The 20,122-nt window shown below is 49.4% G+C and carries 21 protein-coding genes; 4 read left to right on the top strand and 17 right to left on the bottom strand.

Annotation, left to right across the window (positions count from 1 at the left end; translation table 11 throughout):
• Positions 1-11: 11 nt before the first annotated feature.
• The 11 genes from traD to traL form a co-directional block, all read right to left on the bottom strand.
• Complete coding sequence (gene traD, locus NX720_RS24405) at positions 12-1,847, bottom strand: conjugative transfer system coupling protein TraD (protein ID WP_262598166.1); 1,836 nt, start codon at positions 1,845-1,847, stop codon at positions 12-14.
• Positions 1,844-3,049, bottom strand: a complete 1,206-nt coding sequence (locus tag NX720_RS24400) for a TraI domain-containing protein (protein WP_262598165.1) — start codon at positions 3,047-3,049, stop codon at positions 1,844-1,846. Before NX720_RS24400 ends, traD begins: the two co-directional genes overlap by 4 nt.
• A 2-nt stretch (positions 3,050-3,051) precedes the next feature.
• On the bottom strand, positions 3,052-3,393 hold the full coding sequence (gene traA, locus NX720_RS24395; protein ID WP_262568116.1) for a TraA family conjugative transfer protein: 342 nt from the start codon (positions 3,391-3,393) through the stop codon (positions 3,052-3,054).
• Positions 3,394-3,408: 15 nt separating this feature from the next.
• Complete coding sequence (locus tag NX720_RS24390; RefSeq protein ID WP_262598164.1) at positions 3,409-3,852, bottom strand: TraV family lipoprotein; 444 nt, start codon at positions 3,850-3,852, stop codon at positions 3,409-3,411.
• Complete coding sequence (locus NX720_RS24385) at positions 3,849-5,024, bottom strand: TraB/VirB10 family protein (protein ID WP_262598162.1); 1,176 nt, start codon at positions 5,022-5,024, stop codon at positions 3,849-3,851. Before NX720_RS24385 ends, NX720_RS24390 begins: the two co-directional genes overlap by 4 nt.
• 22 nt (positions 5,025-5,046) lie before the next feature.
• The gene (locus NX720_RS24380) at positions 5,047-5,832 is read right to left on the bottom strand and encodes a type-F conjugative transfer system secretin TraK (RefSeq protein WP_262598161.1); all 786 of its coding nucleotides are present in this window, start codon (positions 5,830-5,832) and stop codon (positions 5,047-5,049) included.
• Between the two features lie 386 nt (positions 5,833-6,218).
• Positions 6,219-6,347, bottom strand: a complete 129-nt coding sequence (locus NX720_RS24375; protein WP_262598159.1) for a hypothetical protein — start codon at positions 6,345-6,347, stop codon at positions 6,219-6,221.
• The gene (locus NX720_RS24370) at positions 6,344-6,964 is read right to left on the bottom strand and encodes a hypothetical protein (RefSeq protein ID WP_262598158.1); all 621 of its coding nucleotides are present in this window, start codon (positions 6,962-6,964) and stop codon (positions 6,344-6,346) included. The genes NX720_RS24375 and NX720_RS24370 overlap by 4 nt, the downstream gene beginning before the upstream one ends.
• A gap of 76 nt (positions 6,965-7,040) precedes the next feature.
• Complete coding sequence (locus NX720_RS24365) at positions 7,041-7,190, bottom strand: hypothetical protein (protein ID WP_262598156.1); 150 nt, start codon at positions 7,188-7,190, stop codon at positions 7,041-7,043.
• Positions 7,191-7,210: 20 nt separating this feature from the next.
• Entirely contained in the window at positions 7,211-7,765 is a 555-nt protein-coding gene (locus NX720_RS24360; protein ID WP_262598155.1) for a type IV conjugative transfer system protein TraE, read from the bottom strand.
• Complete coding sequence (traL, locus tag NX720_RS24355) at positions 7,762-8,043, bottom strand: type IV conjugative transfer system protein TraL (protein WP_262598152.1); 282 nt, start codon at positions 8,041-8,043, stop codon at positions 7,762-7,764. Before traL ends, NX720_RS24360 begins: the two co-directional genes overlap by 4 nt.
• A gap of 78 nt (positions 8,044-8,121) precedes the next feature.
• Between traL and NX720_RS24350 the strand changes: the two genes are divergently transcribed.
• The gene (locus NX720_RS24350; protein ID WP_262598150.1) at positions 8,122-8,385 is read left to right on the top strand and encodes a type II toxin-antitoxin system TacA family antitoxin; all 264 of its coding nucleotides are present in this window, start codon (positions 8,122-8,124) and stop codon (positions 8,383-8,385) included.
• Positions 8,376-8,882, top strand: coding sequence for a GNAT family N-acetyltransferase (locus NX720_RS24345; protein WP_262598148.1), 507 nt, complete (start codon positions 8,376-8,378; stop codon positions 8,880-8,882). The genes NX720_RS24350 and NX720_RS24345 overlap by 10 nt, the downstream gene beginning before the upstream one ends.
• On the opposite strand, the gene traN is transcribed toward NX720_RS24345, so the two are convergent.
• Genes traN through NX720_RS24320 form a run of 5 tightly spaced genes read right to left on the bottom strand, consistent with a single transcriptional unit; the run spans position 8,873 to position 16,493 of the window.
• On the bottom strand, positions 8,873-11,719 hold the full coding sequence (gene traN / locus NX720_RS24340; protein WP_262598145.1) for a conjugal transfer protein TraN: 2,847 nt from the start codon (positions 11,717-11,719) through the stop codon (positions 8,873-8,875). The genes NX720_RS24345 and traN overlap by 10 nt on opposite strands.
• Entirely contained in the window at positions 11,692-13,596 is a 1,905-nt protein-coding gene (locus NX720_RS24335) for a TrbC family F-type conjugative pilus assembly protein (protein WP_262598144.1), read from the bottom strand. The genes traN and NX720_RS24335 overlap by 28 nt, the downstream gene beginning before the upstream one ends.
• A 22-nt stretch (positions 13,597-13,618) precedes the next feature.
• Positions 13,619-13,960 (bottom strand): hypothetical protein, encoded by a 342-nt coding sequence (locus tag NX720_RS24330; RefSeq protein ID WP_262598142.1) that lies wholly within the window; start codon positions 13,958-13,960, stop codon positions 13,619-13,621.
• The gene (locus tag NX720_RS24325; protein WP_262598141.1) at positions 13,957-15,690 is read right to left on the bottom strand and encodes a TraG/VirB4 family ATPase; all 1,734 of its coding nucleotides are present in this window, start codon (positions 15,688-15,690) and stop codon (positions 13,957-13,959) included. Before NX720_RS24325 ends, NX720_RS24330 begins: the two co-directional genes overlap by 4 nt.
• A gap of 38 nt (positions 15,691-15,728) precedes the next feature.
• Complete coding sequence (locus tag NX720_RS24320) at positions 15,729-16,493, bottom strand: conjugal transfer protein TraC (RefSeq protein ID WP_262598140.1); 765 nt, start codon at positions 16,491-16,493, stop codon at positions 15,729-15,731.
• 81 nt (positions 16,494-16,574) lie between these two features.
• Between NX720_RS24320 and NX720_RS24315 the strand changes: the two genes are divergently transcribed.
• On the top strand, positions 16,575-16,925 hold the full coding sequence (locus NX720_RS24315; protein WP_262598139.1) for a hypothetical protein: 351 nt from the start codon (positions 16,575-16,577) through the stop codon (positions 16,923-16,925).
• Here NX720_RS24315 and NX720_RS24310 read toward each other — a convergent pair.
• The gene (locus NX720_RS24310; RefSeq protein WP_262598137.1) at positions 16,902-17,801 is read right to left on the bottom strand and encodes a hypothetical protein; all 900 of its coding nucleotides are present in this window, start codon (positions 17,799-17,801) and stop codon (positions 16,902-16,904) included. The genes NX720_RS24315 and NX720_RS24310 overlap by 24 nt on opposite strands.
• A gap of 90 nt (positions 17,802-17,891) precedes the next feature.
• On the opposite strand from NX720_RS24310, the gene tnpC reads away from it, so the two are divergent.
• Complete coding sequence (tnpC, locus tag NX720_RS24305) at positions 17,892-19,565, top strand: IS66 family transposase (RefSeq protein WP_262595730.1); 1,674 nt, start codon at positions 17,892-17,894, stop codon at positions 19,563-19,565.
• Positions 19,566-20,122: the final 557 nt, after the last annotated feature.

The raw sequence follows: 20,122 nt of genomic DNA, 5'->3' as shown, positions 1-20,122 counted from the left end.
ATATCAGAGGTTCAGGATTCTGGAGAGCAGATAATCGGAATACGGCCTTTCAGCAGACGACCACCACCCAGTCGTGCCACGTATTCAAGATTGGGCAGTTCGCCTAACAGTTGTGGTGGAAACAAATCACCGGTTTCCTCCAGCTGTTGTTCACTCAGGTTGCCGGTAAACTCCATGGGGCGGTTAGCATCGGTGCTGATTCCCTGGTTGCGGATAAAGTAGCGGTAACGAACCGGAGGTAATTTATCGGTAATAAATTTCTGGGTTTCGGGATTCTGGGTACGCAAACAGATTAAATGGTTGCAGTTGTCGATAAATTGTTCCGCAGCAGCTTCGGAGCCCAACTGCGCCTCAAAGTCCGCCAGTGTCTGGGTGGCGACGTAAAGCCTGAATTTGGCTCCACGTCCTTTGTTGAGCAGGGATAACAGCTGAGGGCAGAGTACTTCAGCGGCTTCATCCACGAATAAGTTAATGGGCTGGCTGTGTTGTTGCGAATGTGCGGATGAGTAGTTGTAACGGTCACCTGCCACGGCGGCAAGGTCTGCCAGTAACAGTTGTCCGATGGCTTTACCCACCATCGGGTCGCTTAACGAATCCAGTCCGAAATACATCACCTTGTTTTGTTCGATCAGGTTGGCCGTATGGGTACAGGGGCGAAGATCGTCTATATCTGTCGGGTCGGGCGATAACAGTCGTGCAAGAGGACCGCCGGTTAACATGCCCAAAGCAGGCAGCAGCGTGGCGATCATCTTGCCATAGTGCGCCCGATCGTGTTCAAACAGCGAGATCAGGCCTTCCACATCGGTACAGGGGTTTTCAGGCATGATCTGTTCTCGATAAAGCTCTATCCAGCGGTGAGCTATGGTCTCTTGATTGACCTTATTCTTCTGTGATTTTGAAGCAATTTTTTTCTCCGCTTCAGGAAAATGGCTTGAACACACCGCCGTTAATGCTCTTATTAGCAACTGCGTTACGCCACCTTCCAGCCCCTGTCGAATAAGTACCAGAGTGGGACGTTGACCACAGAGCAAATACCCTTGAACCACAGCATCTACTGCTTTTTGGGCAAATGCCTGAAACGGTGCGTTATCACCACCAGACGGCATCAGCCCGGCAATCCGGCTGGCCAGCTCGCTGGAACGGTTAAAGTTCTGCAACAGGTTGATACGAATGGAGTCTGCCGGAAACCCGGGGTGGAACTTCATAAAGCGACGTTGACTGCCTGACAGTTCACAACTTCTGAGCGTATGAGAAGCAAGGTCATGGTCACCTTTGGGGTCGATGATAATCACCGGCTCATTGCGTAACACCGCCTGAGTGACCAGCAGATCAAACAATCTGGTTTTGCCACTGCCGGGAACACCAATCACCATGGTGTGCATCTGAACCTGTGCCAACGGTTGAAACAGTGTTTGCTCATGCTCTTCCATGCCATGAATCCAGCCCGCGCCCATAATGTTCTCAGATTTGGCGGGCTGGTTATCGCTGCGAAGCAGGTCCCACGCCAGCTGCCCGTGCTGTCGTTGCCACTCAAAACCCCAGCCTAGCCAGACTCCTTTGTCATTATTCTGTTGTTGGAGGGTTTGGCACTGTTTGGCGGTCAGCGTGAACAAAGTCAGCTTTTTGCCTTTCAATCTCTGGTGCTGCTGCCATCGGGGCAGGGCTTGGGCTAAGCGTGCCAGGGTGATCGTGCCGCACAAGGCGGTGGTCACCATAAAACCAACCGTTGGCAGAGAGCTGAAAAACATCAGGGTAATGGCGACATTCATGGACGTGAACCAGAGTACCGCCGAACTAAGTTCATAAACGGGTCGCCAGCTTTGCAGGTAAGGTTTATCGCTGATCATGGCGCAGCCTCTGCCTCTGCGTCACTGGCCGTCAACCACTGGCGACACCGTTTGGATATTTCTGGTTGTAATGCAATCACCTGACGACCATTGCGACGAATAATGACCTGGTTAGCGATGGGGCGCAGCCAACCCAGTTCTTGCCAGCACTCCATCAGGGCATCGGGATCGGGCAGTCCTTCCTGCCCGACTACATCTTCCGGCCATTTCAAAAGCAGAGACTCTTTTGCCCATTTCACACTATTAGGGTTGAGTCGGGACACCACCTGTTTTAGCCACTCTAACCCGTTTTCAGACAAATCTTTGGAAACGGGCTGTTTTGACGCCGCTTCTTTTAAAGTTGATGGCTCTGGGGCAAGAGGTTGAGTGAGACCTGTCAAAGCCTCTCCCCGCACAAAATGCAGTTTGACGCTTTTCAGGCGAGCCACCTCCACCGCGCTGACCAGTTGTTTAACCGCTAAAGGACTGCTCTGTCCCACCAGTGCGCTGATAAAGGTTTGCCAGAGAATGCCCTTATCCCGGTCTGGCTGTAAGGCATAACGCAGATTGTTGGGTATCAGTTGCTCCAACAGTAATAGGTTTGTCCAGGTATATTCTTGTGGAATGGGTTTATCAGGACGGGACTCGCAGTGCTGCCAGTGGGGGCAGTAACGCTCAATGCGGTGCTGCTGTAGCCAGCTTCCCAGACTTTGCTGAGTCGCCATCCACTGTCCGGCCTGTTCATCCCTGATTGTTACACAGCTGACCATGCGTCCATTGTCATGCAATAATCCAGCGACAGCTGCCATTAATCGCCAGAGGGGTTGTCTTGCCCGGCGTCGATCCGGGTAGAGATTGTGATCCACATGGATTTGTTGTGTGGCGGACACCGCCCAGAAAGCGGTTTCCAGTGCATGCCGCAAAGCTCCGGCGGGTTCACAATGATGCAGAGGGTGAGCGGGTAGAAGATGTAGCCAGAGAGCCAGCTGATCCAGCGTCTGGTTAAACAACCCTTGCAGCTCATCAGGCAAACAGAGTTGTTCATTAACCTGATGAATCAATGGTTGTTGTTTATGGAGAATGGCACCCACTCCCACCTGATAACCCGCACAACCGTCTGACGGATTGGTATCGGGTGCTGGTTGGGGTGTTGGCAGAGGTTCCGATTTTTGCTGAGGGTGCAGCCAGTGGTTAACCACCGATAAAACCTGAGAAGCGGTCATGGTTAAAGCCCGAATATTGAGTTGATGATGGTGGGAGTGACCTGCAAACCCACCGCTGCACCAACTCCTGTGGCAAAACCGATCAGGGAGTTTCGCGCCATGCCGTAAGCCAGCCCGATCAATACAAAAGCGATGGATAAGGTTCTGCCGAGATCGCCTTTAATCCACCCTACCAGCCGGGCATAGATTTCAGCGAAATCAGTGGAGCCTGTCGGTACCACAGGGTCTGCCGCCTGAAGTTCTGGCGGTAACAGGGAAAGGATGATCAGTGTCGCCAGTGACAACATCCAGTGCTGTTGTTTAATGGTGAAGGCTTGCAGGTCAGTGAGAGGAAGGGAGTTCATGCTGGTTCTCCGGTTTTAATCATCTGAGGGGGAATAGACGGGAATGGCAGACTGCCATTCTCTCGGGTAGATATCGGTCATTACTACGCCACCGCTGTGCCAGTTGCCCTGTTTGTCTACCCAGGGGGCGATCCAGATTCTCAGGATTTGGGCGGGTAACCGGTTTGGGGTTGATTCGGGTGTGACCACAGATAGATCCGGTTCTGCTCTGGTCATGGTGGTTGGTTGTGGTGGTGTTATGGGTTCTATGGTTGAGAGGTCAGTGTCTCTGTAGACCTGCCGGGTGGATTTACACACGCCTTTGCCAGGCTCGGGGCAGGCGTATTCTGCCTCACCCACACCAAGCAGGGCGCAGCCTGACAACAACAGTGCTGAACCACAAAGGCACAAAGACACGAAGAAGAAATGTTTTAAAAACTTTGTGCCTTGGTGCCTTTGTGGTTTAAACAATAAGCTCATGGCTGTAACCCTCTGGTCAGGATCAAATCGACTTTTCGTTCTGCGCTGATTTCAATAACCGGTACCATCTGGTCTGCCAGTTTCAGATAAAAGTCCGCCAGTTTTTCCAGAGCCTTGTTGCTGCCCTTGATCAGGGAGCTTTGCAGGGCTTCACTGCCTTTCAGGCCGGACTGGAAAGGCGATTGGATTTCACCGTTTTTATTCGGCACCACGGAAAACACAGGGACAGGTTTGATATCAAACGCCTGACTGACACCGCCAAGAAATCCTGCCATTGCCGCTTTTGCCATGACCTGTCCCTGCTTGCTAACCAGTCTGCCCCGTAAGCCAGCCTTGCCATCTTCTCCAGCTAAATAACCTTCCAGTGGTCGTTCAATAACCTGCTCTTTGTCTTTGATTTTGTTGCTGAAAATGCACGACAAGGTTTCACTGCGAAGGTAAGCCCGTTCGGAACTCAGGTCGCCATAACCGGAAGCCAGCACAAAGCATTCACGCACATTGGTTCGGTAGCGGTTGGGTAAAATAGCGGAGGCTTTGATTCGGATAAGAACGGGATAAGGCTCCCGTCGTGCGCCTTGGCCGGTGGGTACGTCCAGCCCGGTTATCAGCTGACCGGACAGAATACTGCCAGCGGGCAGGCGTAGTAATCTGGGTTTGTTGTCTGCTCTGGTGTCTGTTGCTGTTGGAGGCGTGAAAGTAGCACCGAGCATACGTATGGGTTTAGGTGGTGGCGGAGTTTCTTGCTCTTCCGGCTCCGGGTATTGCGGGGGAGGTGGTTGATTGTAGTGGTTCCAGCTCAAAACGTCAGGAGGCAGGGGTTCTGGTGAAATAGCGGTTTCTGTGGCAATGGTGTTGCCTTGAGCCGGATCAACACTATTCAGTCGTTTAATTTCCTGTTGTAGCAGCACCATCTCTTTCTGATGTTGTTCATGAAGTGACTGTTGTTGCTGGTTAATGTTTTCCAGATCGGCACTGATGCGGTTCAGGGTCAGCTCTTTCGGAGGAACGCCGGTAAAATCTACGCTCTGTGCTTTTGTCTCATCGGTTTTGTTGTCGCTCGGTTGATGCTGTTTGCTGGTGACAAAAATCAGGATAATGATGATCAGGGTACTGCCCAGCACAATCCCTAAACGTCGGACTCTGGGCGTTAAATAGCGGTTGAGGGTATTCATAGTTTTTTTATGAAAAGAAAAATCAGTGGCTGAGTAAGGAAGGGCGAACAGCAGGGGCTGATTCCGGCTCTTCGGTTTGAGAAACAATAAACAGCTCCCGTTTCTGCCCCGGGTATAAACTGTTTTTTGGCCACATGGATACGGCGCTGACATGATGCCCATGGCAGCTCTGCTCATGGAAGGTCACAGGCTTTTCAGTGTGGTTTCTTGCGGTGCCTACCAGAATGTTAAAATGATGTCCCTGCACCTGTTGTGCCTGAGTGAAGTCAAAGACCAGCCCGTCCTGCTGGCAGGGTTGAAGACTGGAGGCGGTAAACTTGCCCAGTTCGTAGCCTTCCGGAATTTGGCCTTTGACCAGTGTCTTTAAAATATCGGTGATGGCCTGCTCATAGTCTGTCGATTCTTCCCACTTTCGGGCAGCTTTCCGATTACCCAAAAGGGTTCGTTGCCAATGTTTGGACAGGCTGAGTTGGATCTCTTTTGGTGGCACATCCAACAGTGTTACCAGTAACGACAGAGCGTGGGATTCATTGCCGGGAGGCGTGATATAGACCACAAACGGTTCTTCCTGCCGTGATGAAAGATAGATAACACTGCCTTCTATACGAATATCCGCCTGATCAATGGTACGGACTTGCGGTGCAGGAAAAGGGGTGACGATCCGGTTCAGATGTAATCGACTCAAGGTGACCATCTGTTGCTGTCCGGGTGACACCTGCAATTTTACCGGGGGCGTTCCGGCGGCGGTTAACTGTGGTCCAAATAAAAAGCAAAAAACACAGACGACAGAAGCCAATGCTCTGTTCATGGTGAGGTTCTCCCGGAGTGTTACTTCAGGTTGGAATCAATCTGAATGGCAGCCAGCACAGGGCGATAGCGGATAATGTCGAATCGGAACGTGAAGGTTTTTTGTCCCTTCATCGCCGGAGTGAATACTCGACTGAGGCTCCACGAAGTTAGCCTGAAGCTTTCACACAGTCAGTAAATTCTGACACTCGCTGTTCTGTGTAGAATTGAGTATCTGATTCGAAAGCTCAAGACAGCTTGCATCATCTTCGAGCTCAAACCAGTTCTTCTTTGTTAGCAGGTGTTCTGCCCAATAGCCATCGGTACAGAGCAGCCAGCAAGTGGCATCGCTGAAAGAGAGTTGTTGGGTATCAGGTGTGTGAAAGCGTCGGGCATTCAGACTACGAGTCAGGATATGTCGTTCAGGCTTTGAACAGTCATTCCCTGAAAACCAAAAGCCATTTGCTGCAAGAGGTCAGCCCCCAGTGCGGTGGCGACACGAATAAGCATCTGTTGGTGTTGATTGGCTTGGCTCATTTTGCCAGACCCAAATAGTTTTCCAGCCTGTGGATGGCCAGGTTTCGCTCTCTGGGTTGCCCCATACGAATAGCATCCACCAGAGCCAGTAACACGTAAAGAGCAGGGTCTTTACGGATAGCGTAGGTAGCGGATTTAAACAGCGGCTCAATCCCCTGACCTTTGCTGAGCCCACGGGCATCAGGCCAGACAGGAACCAGCTCTCCGGCACTCATGAGTTCATTATCAAAAACAGGAGCAATCAGCGAAGTAGTAATTCCTCGTGTTACTGCACCCGGTGAGGCAGGGAAAACAAATTTTAAACCATAAACAATAAACTCAAACAGGGACTTTCGATTCACCGAAGGAGTACCTGATCGACGGTCTTTTTTTGCCAGCCCCACGCTATAGCATCGATTTAATGCCAGATTAACCTGAGATTTACTGATACCGGTCATTTGAGCCAGCGTGCGAACCCCGTAAGAATCAGCTGCACCAGGAGAAAATGCCTCAGCATTTTTTCCACTATCCAGGCTCCAGTCTTGCCATTGACCTGTTGGAATAGGGATGACCGACTGATTTTCTCCAAGGCTTAGACAGTAGAGTTTTAATAATAAACCGATATCCTGACCTTTCATGATGCTCTCTTTGTCCTACGTCCTAGGACAAGGGACGATGAATATAAGGAAATTTTGGTTTGAGTCCCTGTTTTTGTCAAGAGAGAACCATTGTCCGACTCAGGGTGACCATCTGTTGTTGTCCGGGTGACACCTGCAATTTTACCGGTGGTACTCCGGCGGCGATTAATGGTGATCCAAATAAAAAGCAAAAAACATAGACGACAGAAGCCAATGCTCTGTTCATGGTGAGGTACTCCCGGAGTGTTACTTCAGGTTGGAATCAATCTGAATGGCAGCCAGCACAGGGCGATAGCGGATAATGTCGAATCGGAACGTGAAGGTTTTTTGTCCCTTCAACCGTTGATTACCAGAGCTCATTACTGCATTGCCCGTGATTTTTACGGCCTTCGATTCTTCAATAAATTCAATATGTAACGGCTCAAAGCTCATGCTGACTTTATCTTCCCGGAGCTGACGAAACTGTCTGTTAAGTGTCTCCTGAACTTGCTGGTAAAGGTTTGGAGCAAACAGGCTTTGCAGTCGGGATTCTACAAACGACAGGTTCTGTTGGTTCAGATTGCCCAACAGTTCGGCCAGCGACAGCCCCCACCATTCGTGGTAAGCGACAGAAGCCTCGCCGGAATGAATGCCAGCCTGAGTTTCCATAAACGGCAGTAGTAGCTCCACCGTTGGTTTACGACTCAGACAGTGAGCAATCAGCAGGGCGTTGGTAACGACCAGAACCAGCAGGATCAACCGATCCATACACAGCCGTTGTCGCCACTCTTTAAAGCGTTGCAGGTAGTCGGTGATGGTCATTTGCGACAGGGGTAGAAAGTTCGGATATAGGGGTTAGGCAGTGTTTTGGATCGGGAGAAGCAGAACCCCAGCCAGTACATTCGGTGGCTCAGATGCCCGTCGGGATGCCGATCCCGAAATCGCCGGTACAGGCGTATCGCCATAATGCCCAGCAAAATGCCAAAGAACAGATGGTCAAACCAGATGCCCCAGATCAGGCCGACAGCCACAGGGTACACCTCGTCCAGAGACCAGAACAGGAACTGGATGGGGTCGTTGATGGTGCGGGGGATTTCCATGGAACAAAACTCCTTGGAATATTGTATATCTAATGGCTATACTTGATTGTAAGTCCAACAGATATACAGAGGTGTTATATGGCTAAAACAGTTCCCATCAATATGCGGGTTGAACCCGTACAGCAAGCTTTGCTGACCATGGCAGCGGCTGTGCTGAATAAGGATAGAACCGCTTTTATTCTTGATGTTGCCTGTCGGGAAGCGATGAATGTATTGCTTGATCAACGAGTATTTACTCTGGATGAGGCTCAGACCAAAGCCTTTGAAGAGGCTCTCGAAGCACCTGTTCCTGAACAGAGTAAACTCAGTAAACTATTGGCAGAGGCTGCACCGTGGGAGTAATCAGGGCACCGGAATTACTGACAAAAGATCACAATACAGACGATTTTGATTGTGGCCATGATGTACTGACGGAATGGTTGAAAAAAACAGCTCTGAAAAATCAATCTGCCAATGCCAGCCGTACCTTTGTTGTGTGCAAAGGCGATAGGGTTGTTGGTTACTACGCACTGTCCAGCGGCAGTATTGAACGAATGCAAACACCAAAATCCCTTGCCCGGAATATGCCAGACCCGATTCCAGTGACGGTGCTGGGGCGACTGGCCATTGATCAAGAGCATCAGGGAATGCGTATTGGCTCGGGTTTGTTGAAAGATGCCATGATGCGAACACTGGTTGTATCCCAGCACATCGGTGTCAAAGCCATGTTGGTTCATGCTGTTTCCGAAGAAGCCCGGCAATTCTACCTTCAGTACGGGTTTAAGGAATCTCCATTTAACCCCATGACACTGATGCTTCCGGTTAAACATATTGTGGGCTTGTTTCCTGATCAGGGGTAACTCTTGCTGCGGCGTAACGAATCCGCTTTATTGCTTTGGTAGTTGGTGGTTTGACTGGGTGTTATACCCTGATAACGGTCTTCCAGTCGCTGACGGCTATCTTGCCTTTGTTCATCAAAATCCAGTCGGGAACCTTTGCCTGTCAGCGTTTCCAAGTTGAGCTGCTTCAGTGTATCGGCATTCAATTCCGGCAACTTGTTTTGCAGCTTCAGCAGTGCCAGCCATTCGCTCAGGTCGATTCGGTTCCAGTCTACTATTTGTAAAACCTCGGGAGTGATACCAGAACAATCCGGATGTTTGGCGGAACCCCAGCCCATGTTTAACTGTTGTCTGATTTTTACCTGCAGAATGCGTGACAGTGGTGAGTTGAAGCAGCAGTAACTGTTGTACTCCATGCTGCTTATCCCCAGTAATTTGGATTTTTTGTAACTACCGACCTTATGGCAGGTTTTCATTTCCCGCTTTGCTGCCAGCTCAAACTCTTCGTCTTCACATTTGTTGGTGATCTGGATGATGAGTTTGGTCATGGTGTAGGCGGTGTAGAGCATGGTAACGGCACTGATCGCCGAGGTGATGGCTGGATTCAGCATCAATGCTTGCTGACTTAGTTGCCCGCTTTGTGAAGCCAAATTGTCACCCACGGTTCGGAACAACAGGTTGGTAGCGTCTTCTCCCAGTATTTTTTGGACGACTTCGGCCATTTTTCGCATGAGTTGTTGCTGCATATTGCCCAACAGAGATGACTGCGCTTCTTGCGACAGCTCTCCGGCAATAGGTTGGGCTGTAGCGGTTTGCGTGTGGACTTCAGCCGGTGTTGGCCATAGTTTTTCGGAGAGCTTGTCCCAACTCTTTCCCACGTCTGACCATAAATTTTTTGCGGGTTGGCTGAGTTTGTTGATGCCCTGCATCAAAGATTCCCGCATTTTCTGGTACTGGCCGGTTAACTGGTTGGGGTAGTTTGATTGAAGATGGATTGCAGACTTATCGAACAGATAACCCATCAGTAACAAATTCATATAACTGGCGAAATTGACATTGGTGGGCAGGTTGCAGCAGTCCACCATATTGAAAATACCTTTTTTACAGGTGCAGGCTTTACCGCTGAATATCTGGCAGCCGCCACCATAAGGGTCGCACTCCATGTCGTGCGCCATATGTTTTGCGGCGTGAAGCCCACTGACCGCACTGGCAAAATCCGTATTATCAGCGTCGGTAATATCCGCCTGGCACTCTCCTAACATGCACTTCATGGGTTGGCCTTCACAGTGAATGCTTTCTTCGATGCCAATGCGATTTAGTGAACCGGTGTAGCCGCAGTCGTAGCGGTCTTCCGAGGTGTAGCAGGTGCCATATTCTTGTGATGGAGAGTCTCCCAGACATCGGCTGCCGAGAAATTCACAGTCAGGATTATTGGCGAACTGGGCGCAGCTATCGGGAGGCTGTTGTGTGGCTGTGGTTTTGTAATAAAAACAGTCAGCTTCTGCTCTTGCTGTTTTGCAGTCAGAAGGCAGTTGTCGTGACAAGGTCGGATGCAACGGAATCACTTTGCCGTGAAGCGAGTATTCGGCCTCTGTCATCTGTTCAAGACAGTGGAATTGCAGACTGCATAAACCGTCCTGCTGCCACTGTTTCATGGCGTGCAGTCGCTCCAGTTCGGAAGACGGTGTCCAGCGGTCTTCATCCACCAGTTGGTTCGTATCAAAGTACAGTTTTAACAGGGCGTAGCCTTCACCTCTGTCTCCCACAGAGGTGCGTATTTTGACAGTGAGTTGATGATCCGGGCTTTTGAATAGAGAGCTGTCCAGAGCCACCGGGCTGTTCAGGTGAAAGTTCTCATCCAGCTCACAACCTCCGCCGCTCTCCGGTGGAAAGTCGCCATTGCTCTGCCATAGCTTGTGATCGTTAATCCAGATTTGCATCCGGTCATCCCAGCGGGCTTCCTGGATAACGGCACGGGTAAGGGCTTCCGGTCTTGGCAATGTGACAGTGAAGGTTTCTTCTTTGATACAGCAGCCGCAGCGATAGTAGTTATCTGCGCCCCGGTCTTTACCTAATCGAATCTGAATGCAGCCTTCATTGACAGAACGGCCTTCACAACTGTTCATTCCTGCCAATCCTGAACCGGAGACGTATTCAAGGAATGGGCTGATTCTGATTTTACGGTTAAGCGTTACGCTGTCGTCCGTAACCAATGCCCGTGTGCATTCCCTGATATCGGGGCTATGAACCTGCCGATCCTGTTTCAGCACCAGCGTTTTCTGGTAGTCACAGCCTTTAAAGTGCTGGCGCAGGCGGGCAATGGTGGTACTCATCTCTGCATTAGAGTCATAAACCGGATTGCCCTGAGCATTGGTAGGCCAGTGTTTTTGTTTTGACCATGTGTTGGGATGTTGCAGTGCATTTACGCCCAGTTCCACAGCTCCGAGAATCCGGTGTTCATTGGCGTCGGGGTAATAGCGATCAGGCGATTGATTCAGCAGGCGCCAGGCTTCGCCTTCCGGTGACTGTTCGGTTTCCAATTGGGTTGCTCGGTGTTCGCCAAAGGTTTGTAAACCATCAAAATCTTCATGGTGATAAAAGCGTTCCAGCTGTTGTCGATGTTGATGATCTTCAGACTTTTCCATTATGAGAGTGGGGTCAGAACCAATAATCGGTTCCGGATTGCGGGTAACGGCTTCAGTCTTATGATTGATGTCGTTTAGCCACTGGGAACGGGTGTGCTGCCCAAAGGTTTTGGTGGCTTCTTCTGCAAAGGCAGTGCTTATGCCAAAGAGAAGCAGGCAACACAGACTGTTGAGCTGGAAGTATTTCACTGGCTCACTGCCGTTTGACAACAATCCCGGTACTGCCAGATCAAGTACATGGCATCGTCTTTACCCAACGGATGCCTATGCATTCCCCATGTGGCAGCTGAAGCCCCGATCCAGTGGGCTTTCTGTTTTTCCGATTCCGGCCAGAACATGCTCATCTTGTACTGACTTTTGGGTAGCCAAGGGGTAATACGACTGTGGCACTGTGCATCCTCGCCTACGGTTTTTCGGGCAAGACCGATGCGGTGAATCTTGGCTAAAGCTCTTGTTGCCAGCAGGCTGGTGTTATCAGCAAAGTGTCCGTAGGTACTGGTGAAACCTGACAGAGGATAGATATTACCCCAACTACCAGCGCACCAGTGCAAGCTGTCCATTGGTTGTGAATTCAAAGCAGCCAGACCGTCAGCAGTACAGGCATTCATCGCCGCAGGGTTGGCATAAGCCGCCAGATCCGGAGAGAGCAGGGCAGCCAGTTCAGGATGATTCCACGATGGATCGACTTCGGACAGGTTCATCAGGTCAAAATCCACCAGATCACTGGTGCAGCCACCAATGCCAGTAAACATGTTCAGCATCTCTATCAAGGGCAGGCTGTAAACGTGGGCGTGCATATAAGTCAGCCCTTTGGGAATGTTGGCTGAGCCCAACGTTCCCCAGCGACGCTGGTCAACAATAGGCAATTTGTGACCACCCAGAGCCATCAAACAGCCCGGACTGCGGGTCAGTTCAATTAATCGCTGAGGTCGCCAGAACCCGGTAGTCACTCCGGGATGAAACATACCTGCACTGTCTTCACACATACAGAGTCCTGTGCTGCTTTTGGCTCTGTGATTCGGCTCCTTTCCAGAGCCCAGCTTTGCCAGCCCGATTCGGATGGGAAACAGTTCTTTCCAAGGGACTGAGGTGATCAGTTTTTCTGAAAGGATTGGTACGTTCTGGCACAAAGCTTTTGATGGGTTGTCGGTGGCTTCAACGGCATAGGCTGATTGTGCTGACCCGGAAATCAAAGCTCTTGCCCATGACATCACATCGATTGCTGAAAACTGTGATACTTCTGCGGTAGTCACTCGCCAGTGATTCTGGCTTTCCGGTGTCAGTAATGTGGGTAGAGCAGTCAGTTGAAAGCGATGAACCAACTCCGGAGGCATGATGTAAATCGGATGCTGATGCCAGATAACAGACAGTGTTTGAAATTGTTGCAACGAACCATTTGAAACCAGCACCAATGCGTCGGGGTATTGCTGCAACCATTGAATTACAGCCTTCTGTTGCTGGCGATCGTTGATATCCAGGGCAATGATGGGAGTGCGCCAGTGACCGGAAATTTTCAGAACTTTGCTGGATGCCTGTCGACTGGTCGGCAGCTTTGCTCCGAAAGATAAGACTTTGCTCTGTAGTCGCTGGGATGTTTTTGCCTTTATTGCCTGCCAGTCCTGTTGGCTTAAGCGCTGAAGCAACACCTCCAGCAAGTCCGGTTCGCTGATTGGATAAGTCGTACCATAAATACCGAGATGGCCACGCCTGCCTGATTGATATTGACGCATCAGCCAATCTACGGAGGTCACTCCAAAAGCTGTCAGCTCTGTCTTTCCATCAACTTGCAATGTTATGGCGGGAACCCGGTCAATCTGGTATTCCCGGAAAGCTACAGGATTGATTTCAACGGTGGTCGTTGTTCTATTGGTCATCAAAATCTGTTGCCATTTTTGAATAGCAATGCCTAAATTCTGATGTTGACCCCCAATCCCCCGGACAATGAATGTGCGAACCGCAGACTTTTTTAATAGCGCAGTCAATAGCGATTTATCCATACTTGCAGAAACAAATAATTTAATTTGTAGCTCGTTTGCCATCGCTATAGAGAAAATGATCATAATGCAGATTATCGCAATGAGTTTGTGCATTAGTTTTTTGTAACAGAAGTCACTACTCATTTTCGTGAGAATCATCAGGGGGATATTCTACCGAGTTGTTATACATCGATAGCCAGTAGTTTTTGATTTGCTCAAGCCCATTGGGCCAATTGAAAGGCCAGAAAACGATAAAGGAGTAAGTTGCTCCAAAAACGCAGCAGTGGATTAAAGGCATTTGAGCCATGATCTGTAATCGTTCAGCTATGGTTAATGGCCTTGCAACTATGACAAAATGATTGTGCTCTGGAACCTGTGGTGCACCCGGTTCTGCGTAGACGATTGAGCTAAGCAGGGCTGCCATAAAAAGTAGCGACTGAAGCCGCACTTGAAACCAAAACCAATTTCCCCCGGTCATTTTATTCCTCTATCTTTCAAAACCTGCAGAATGGCATCACTCAATGTGATGCCTTGAGAGCGGTAAGCCCTGATTGCCCCTTCATCTTCCGGATGGCTGGAGTAGAGCAGTTTTTTAAATGGATTCAGGATCAGGCGACCAATACCGGAGCCTTGTTCTGTGAGTACCAATGCTTCAGAGTATTTGCCTTCCACGGTGTGTACGGTTTTCAGCAGCTTATAGCCTTCTGGGGATAAGGGTAGGCGTTGTTGCTTTTCTAACTCGTTGATGGTGGCGAGTTGCTGCTTCAGCAGAAACTGGGTTGCGCTGTTGTCTAATGCTGCACGGCCAGCCGGGGTTTCATAGAAGTCTTCAATGCGCTGGGCGGCCATCAGATTGGCACCGTTAAACCGGCGAAAGCGACGGAAGCCGTGTTCAATAAACAGGGCGGCTCCCTGAGTGTCCCGCATCAGGTTCCAGGCCTCATCGATCACCACCAGTTTACGGCGGCTGACATCACCGAAATACATGATTTGCTGGATCAGGTAGATCAGTTCCAGAATTACCACTCGTTGCAGATGTTTCCGGTTATCCAGATGGCGCAGTTCCAGAACCGTAAATGACTGGTTAATATCCAGTGTATTGTCACCACAGAAAAAACGACCGTATTCACCTTGTGTTGTGAAGGCACTGAGCTGCACTGCCAGATCGGTCATACGCTCGTCCGTATGATGCTTTAACCGTTCCTGCAATAGATCAATACTGCTTCCCGTACCCTCATGCTCCCATAACTCACGAATCTGTTCTCTCAGTCCCGCTTCCTGATAAGGCGTCAGTGGTTCTCTGGGCGATACCATGGCAATGATTAGTGCCAGCAGAATATCCCCTTCTTCTTCGTAATCATGCACCAGAGCGAAAGGGTTCATGCCGATATTGCTGCCCTGATCAAAATCCAGAAACAGACCATCAAAATGATGGCAGAGCTTTTTGTAGCCTTCGCCAATATCCAGTGCCCAGCATTGACCGCCACGAATCAGAATATTGCTGATCATCTCGTTCACCAAAACCGTTTTACCGGCTCCGGAAGTGGCAGCGATAATGGCGTTGTAGTTGCTGTTTGACTCAAACAAAGACAGGTTCATCAACTGCCCACGCCGTGAAACAAGGTTCAGCAAGACTTCCTGATGCCCTGGCCAGTCATCAAACAAGGGGAGGAGTGGAACGGCATGACGGGTCGCCAGGGTCTTCTCATGCATGGCAATGGTTTGGGTACTTTTTTGGGCATTGCCGGGGAGGGTGTTGAGAAACATGGGTAACATGAAATAGACATCTTCATAGAGCATAAATCCCAGTTCGCGGAAGTAACTGCAGGCATTGGACGACAGACGGCAGGCTTCCCTGGCTGAATTGCAATACAGCGTCAGAGAAAACGTCAGCTTTAGTGGTGCATCCCCTTTATTCAGGGCTTCAAACAAAACATCAAAATCTTTCTTGCGCTCCATAAGCCTGGGCTCAAAGCGGGTAATGGGGCTGGAGGCTTGCTGTATGGCTATTCTCTTTCGGTTACTCAGTGAGGACTGAAGCTGGTTGATTGAAGGAAAGTGCAGCAGTACATGAAGTTGGGCATAACACTTGATGCCCCGATGGCCGCTCTGACTATCCCCTAAGGGAAGCAGCAGAACATAATATACCGCTGTTGGCTTTTGGCTTTTGGCTGTATGAGCAGCTAATAGCCAACAGCCAACAGCCAAAAGCCCGGTAAGTTATTGAATGCTGCGCCCCTAAGTAGTTAAACGCCTGACCCAGCGGCACATAAGCGGGTAGTTTTTTGGCAACCAGTACTTTTATGACCCGGTATTTTTGCTCGGTACCCAGTTCCAGCTGGTCGGGGGAAACATGCAGGGGGGGTATCCGGATCAAACACTTGTTGATTCAGCGGTCGTTCTGAATCCGCATAAACACCGTCCATCGCCCAGTCCCCATGTTCATAATGATTGACAAGAATCATATTCAGCCTGAGCCAGTCATGCTGACTCATAGGGGTGGATAGCAATCCAGCGGTTTCAATCCCTCCCTGGAATGATGACTTGAGTCGTTTTATTTGCAGCAGTTCATCTTCGCTGGGCGACAACTCTCTGGTGGGAACCTTAATCGTGAACCACAAAATACCATGCCTCAGCATTTGTTCATTGGTCACTGGCTCATGAATACCGGCTTGTAATTGCTGGAAATTCTGTTTGAGCATGGCCTTAAAGCGAGGCTCGGCACTGTCTTCAGATAGCTTCAATTGATGAAGGGTATTCATGATATCGGGGCTGGAGATAAGACCGCACTGCAACAGCGTATCGTCAGGCCAGTCCTGGTTCAGTAAACCGTTAAGCCGGTCATCCAAGCCACTGTCCAGACCACTGAGGGGCAGGCTCAGAAAACCGAAGAACAGATGTCTGTCGTCGCATAGAAATATCTGGCTTTCCGGGTCGTAAGCCCGGGTGGTGAGCAGTGAATCTGTGTATTGAGGTTCTATGGGTACAGCAGACTTCGAGTTAGCAAACATTCGGCGTTTCCCGGTTAATTTGAGCTATGTTGATGAATGGACGTGAAGACTCAGTAACAAAATACTGAGGAGGTGAAGACGATGACTCTGTTAAAACGGATTAAAGGTTTTGTGGCTGGTCTTATGGTGCTGGCTGCTGTTTGTCTGGTGGTTGAGCAGCTAGTTTATATTTTTTTGGTACCAGGCTATTTCTGGGAGCTATCGGTATCCCCGGTTGTCTGGGGGCTGTTTTCCGCCGTGTGTTTTTGGCAGTTATGGCGGTTTAATCAGAAGTTTCCTGATGAAAATTCAGACGAAAGTATGGAGTTTGAGGATTTTGAGGAACTAATGAGCGAAACCAATCCTGCAACAGGTTTACCAATGGCTGGTGCTTTGGATATTAGTGGTAATCCTTATGGAGGAGATGATTCAGTCGGGTTTGATCTGATCTAAAAAGCTTTGCCTCACCTCTCTCTGTGTCCGTGATAATCGGCTCGACGGTTCCTTAAAAAGACCTTTATCCTGACTGCCAAACACTCTCAGGTTATTTTCTGTCTGGCGTTTCTGAAGCTGACTTTCTGTATTACTGCCAATATGTTTAGGAGGCATGCTTGTATCGAGATAGTTTCCCTCCATAGGGAATAATGATTGCCCCTTCAATAATTCTTCAACAGATTGTTCATACCGCTTCAGTTCCGGTTGATAAAGGCGATTCATTTCTCCAATAAGAGTCAGTGCGGAATTAGTATGTTGTGGGTTATCTGCCGCGTGAGTCAGATGATTGAAAGCATGTTGCCCTAAGGCAGCGCCATGGTCACCCCAGCCTCTGCTGATCTCGGCAATAGATTGACCCAAACGATGACGACGATCTTCAGGATCAGCACTTCGCTCATATTTGGGATCACGGTCTTTGACCAGTGACGCAAATGCAGCAGCCTGATGATTCGTGAGGCCGTGGGAAGCTGCCTTATCAAAAGCTTCGTTATAGGTCAGCTTTAGCCCCGGACCTGATGTGGATGGGTCTGTGCCATAGGCACTTTGCTTTAATAGACTGGTAACATCGGATTTACTCTGACTCGAATGCTGGAACTGATCGCTGACTGCCTGGCTGGACTGGTTATGGGCTTTGGTTAATGGTTGAAATGCATCTGGAAGCTGTTGTCTGGCTGAAGGTTGAAGCTTCACATTCTGAAGCGTCTTTTGCTCTGGCAACTGGCTGGAATCTGATAGTCGTTGCCTGATTTTGCTGCTATTGACGTTTTCAGGTTGACGGAGTGTGTTTGCAACTGATTTGGAAATACTATTTTCACTTTGTTCTTGGGGAGCCAATGACTGATTAGATTGTGGGTTACCCTTTAAAGACTCGTAACTTTTCTACAAACCACTAAACATAAGCTCAAAGTCGTCTACTTTTAGAGTATGCAAAATGCTCATGTTTCAGGATCAGGCACAACACCTGCATTACTGCCTGCCCCCTTTGCTACCTCGCAGGTCATCCTCACCAAGCAGGAACACATCCAGCTAAAACAGCAGGCCAACCTCTGGCATGCCATGTGGAAGGCGGCCTGTGGCCGAGAGAAAAAAGTATTGGCTAAAAATGCCTCTCTTATCGCTCAGCATAAAGCCGAAATGGCTGGGTTGAACACCCAGGTCGCTGATCTGAAATCAGAACTGGCACACATGAAGCACTTGCTTTTCGGTCGTAAATCAGAGAAGACCAGTTCTTCTTCAAAGAAAAGTGGCAATACTACCCGGCCACCTTCAAATCGAAAACGAGGTCACCAGCCCGGAGTCCCCGGCTCTGGTCGCCATCTTCACAACAACCTGCCAGTGGTTCATGAGTCTGTAGACTTACCAGTGGACAAACAGTGTTGTACAGTCTGTCACCGGCCATTCAAGTCTTTTTTCAATGACGACAGCTGCGACGTAATTGAAGTTGAAGTTAAGGCTCACGTTCGTCGTTATCACCGAAGGCATTACCAAAAAACTTGCCAGTGCCCTGAAACGCCCAATATTACTACTCCACCACCTCCACCAAGACTCATCAACAAAGGAAAGCTTGGTATTTCTGTCTGGGTGGAGCTGTTGCTGAATAAGTACGCATACGGCATCCCCATAAACAGGCAACTTGAGTCTTATAAGACTCAGGGACTGGAACTGTCGCAGGCGACCATCTCCTTTGGCCTGGAAGCTATAACGCCCTTTTTTGAGCCGGTTGCCGAAGCTACTCGGGAATTCGTCGCCAGTAGCGATCAGTGGCATGCTGATGAAACCCGGTGGATCAGCTGGGCACATGAGACCACAGGTTCTCACAAACATTGGCTTTGGGTATTTCTCTGTGATCAGGCGGTTTATTTCAGCATTGCTGACACCCGTGCGGCTGTCGTACCAGAGTCGATCATTGGTGACGGGGCTGGAACGCTGGTGTGTGACCGATACTCAGCGTACAAAAAGCTTGCGAATGATGCGGTGTCTATTAATTTAGCTTTCTGCTGGGCTCACGTCAGGCGGGATTTTATTGACGCTCAACGAGGTGATCCGGAGTTGGAGAAATGGAGCGCCACCTGGGTGAACAGGATTGGTCGTTTATATCATCTTAATAGTCAGCGACTTGAAGTGCTTGATGAACCAGAGCAGCTAGCAACACAGCAGTTACGGCTTGAACATCAGGTAGAGCAGATGGCAATCCAGAGGGTTCAGGAACTTAATCGTCCTAAACTGCGAGTCAGAGCGAAAAAAGTGCTCGAAAGTCTACAGAATCACTGGGAAGGATTGACCCGCTTTGTCACTGATCCCGGTATCCCCATGGATAACAACGCTGCAGAGCAAGCACTGCGCACAGGTGTCGTTGGCAGGAAGAATTACTACGGCTCTGGCAGCGTATGGAGTGCTGATATAGCCGCTTTTCTATTCAGCGTTTTTATGACGCTAAAGCTTTGGGATATTAATCCAAAAATCTGGCTGGGTGCCTATCTTGAGGCTTGTGCCATAAATGGCAGGAAGCCACCTAATGATCTCACTCCTTATCTGCCCTGGTTAATGAGTGAGGAGCGGCTTTGTGAAATGCGCAATCATGATCCGCCAAAGGTATAACAATTGGAGGCAACAATAGGGAAAAGCGGTGTCTTAATTGCTAATTTTGAAGCGGTTTGTAGAAAAGTTACCCAAAGACTTACCCTAATCCTCTAACCCATTGGTATCACTGTCAAAATCCATTTCGTGAAATTCATACCACATCACATTAAGCAAGCTGGCATATCTATCTAAGCCCTTATTCTGCTGTTTTTTTTAATTCTTATTGAGAGGCAGTCAAAGTTTGAGGGAGAAGAACGGATATTTCCCTATAAGGCAAAATCTATCACTGTTCGCTTTTCCTATTGGACGAAAGAGTTTGGGTTTCCAGATATCAGGTTTCATTCCTTTCGGCATGAAGGTAAATCAAGGCTGTTTGAACAAAATATGTCGATTCCGGAAGTAGCACTCTGCAGTGGTCATAAAACCTAGGTGCACCTGCGGCGCTACACTCACCTTTTGCACAAAGTGCCACCGGACTTATCGGGGAAGTGCAAGAGTATAGAAAATAATTACTGGGCTGAAGATGAGCTGGTGAACAGGCAGCTGCTCCGAGCTTCTATGTCCATGGCATGGGA

The organism is Endozoicomonas euniceicola (genome assembly GCF_025562755.1).
In the GTDB taxonomy this organism is placed as follows: Bacteria; Pseudomonadota; Gammaproteobacteria; order Pseudomonadales; family Endozoicomonadaceae; genus Endozoicomonas_A; species Endozoicomonas_A euniceicola.
Note: the sequence above shows the minus strand (reverse complement) of the source record. Positions and strands in the feature narration are given on the sequence as shown.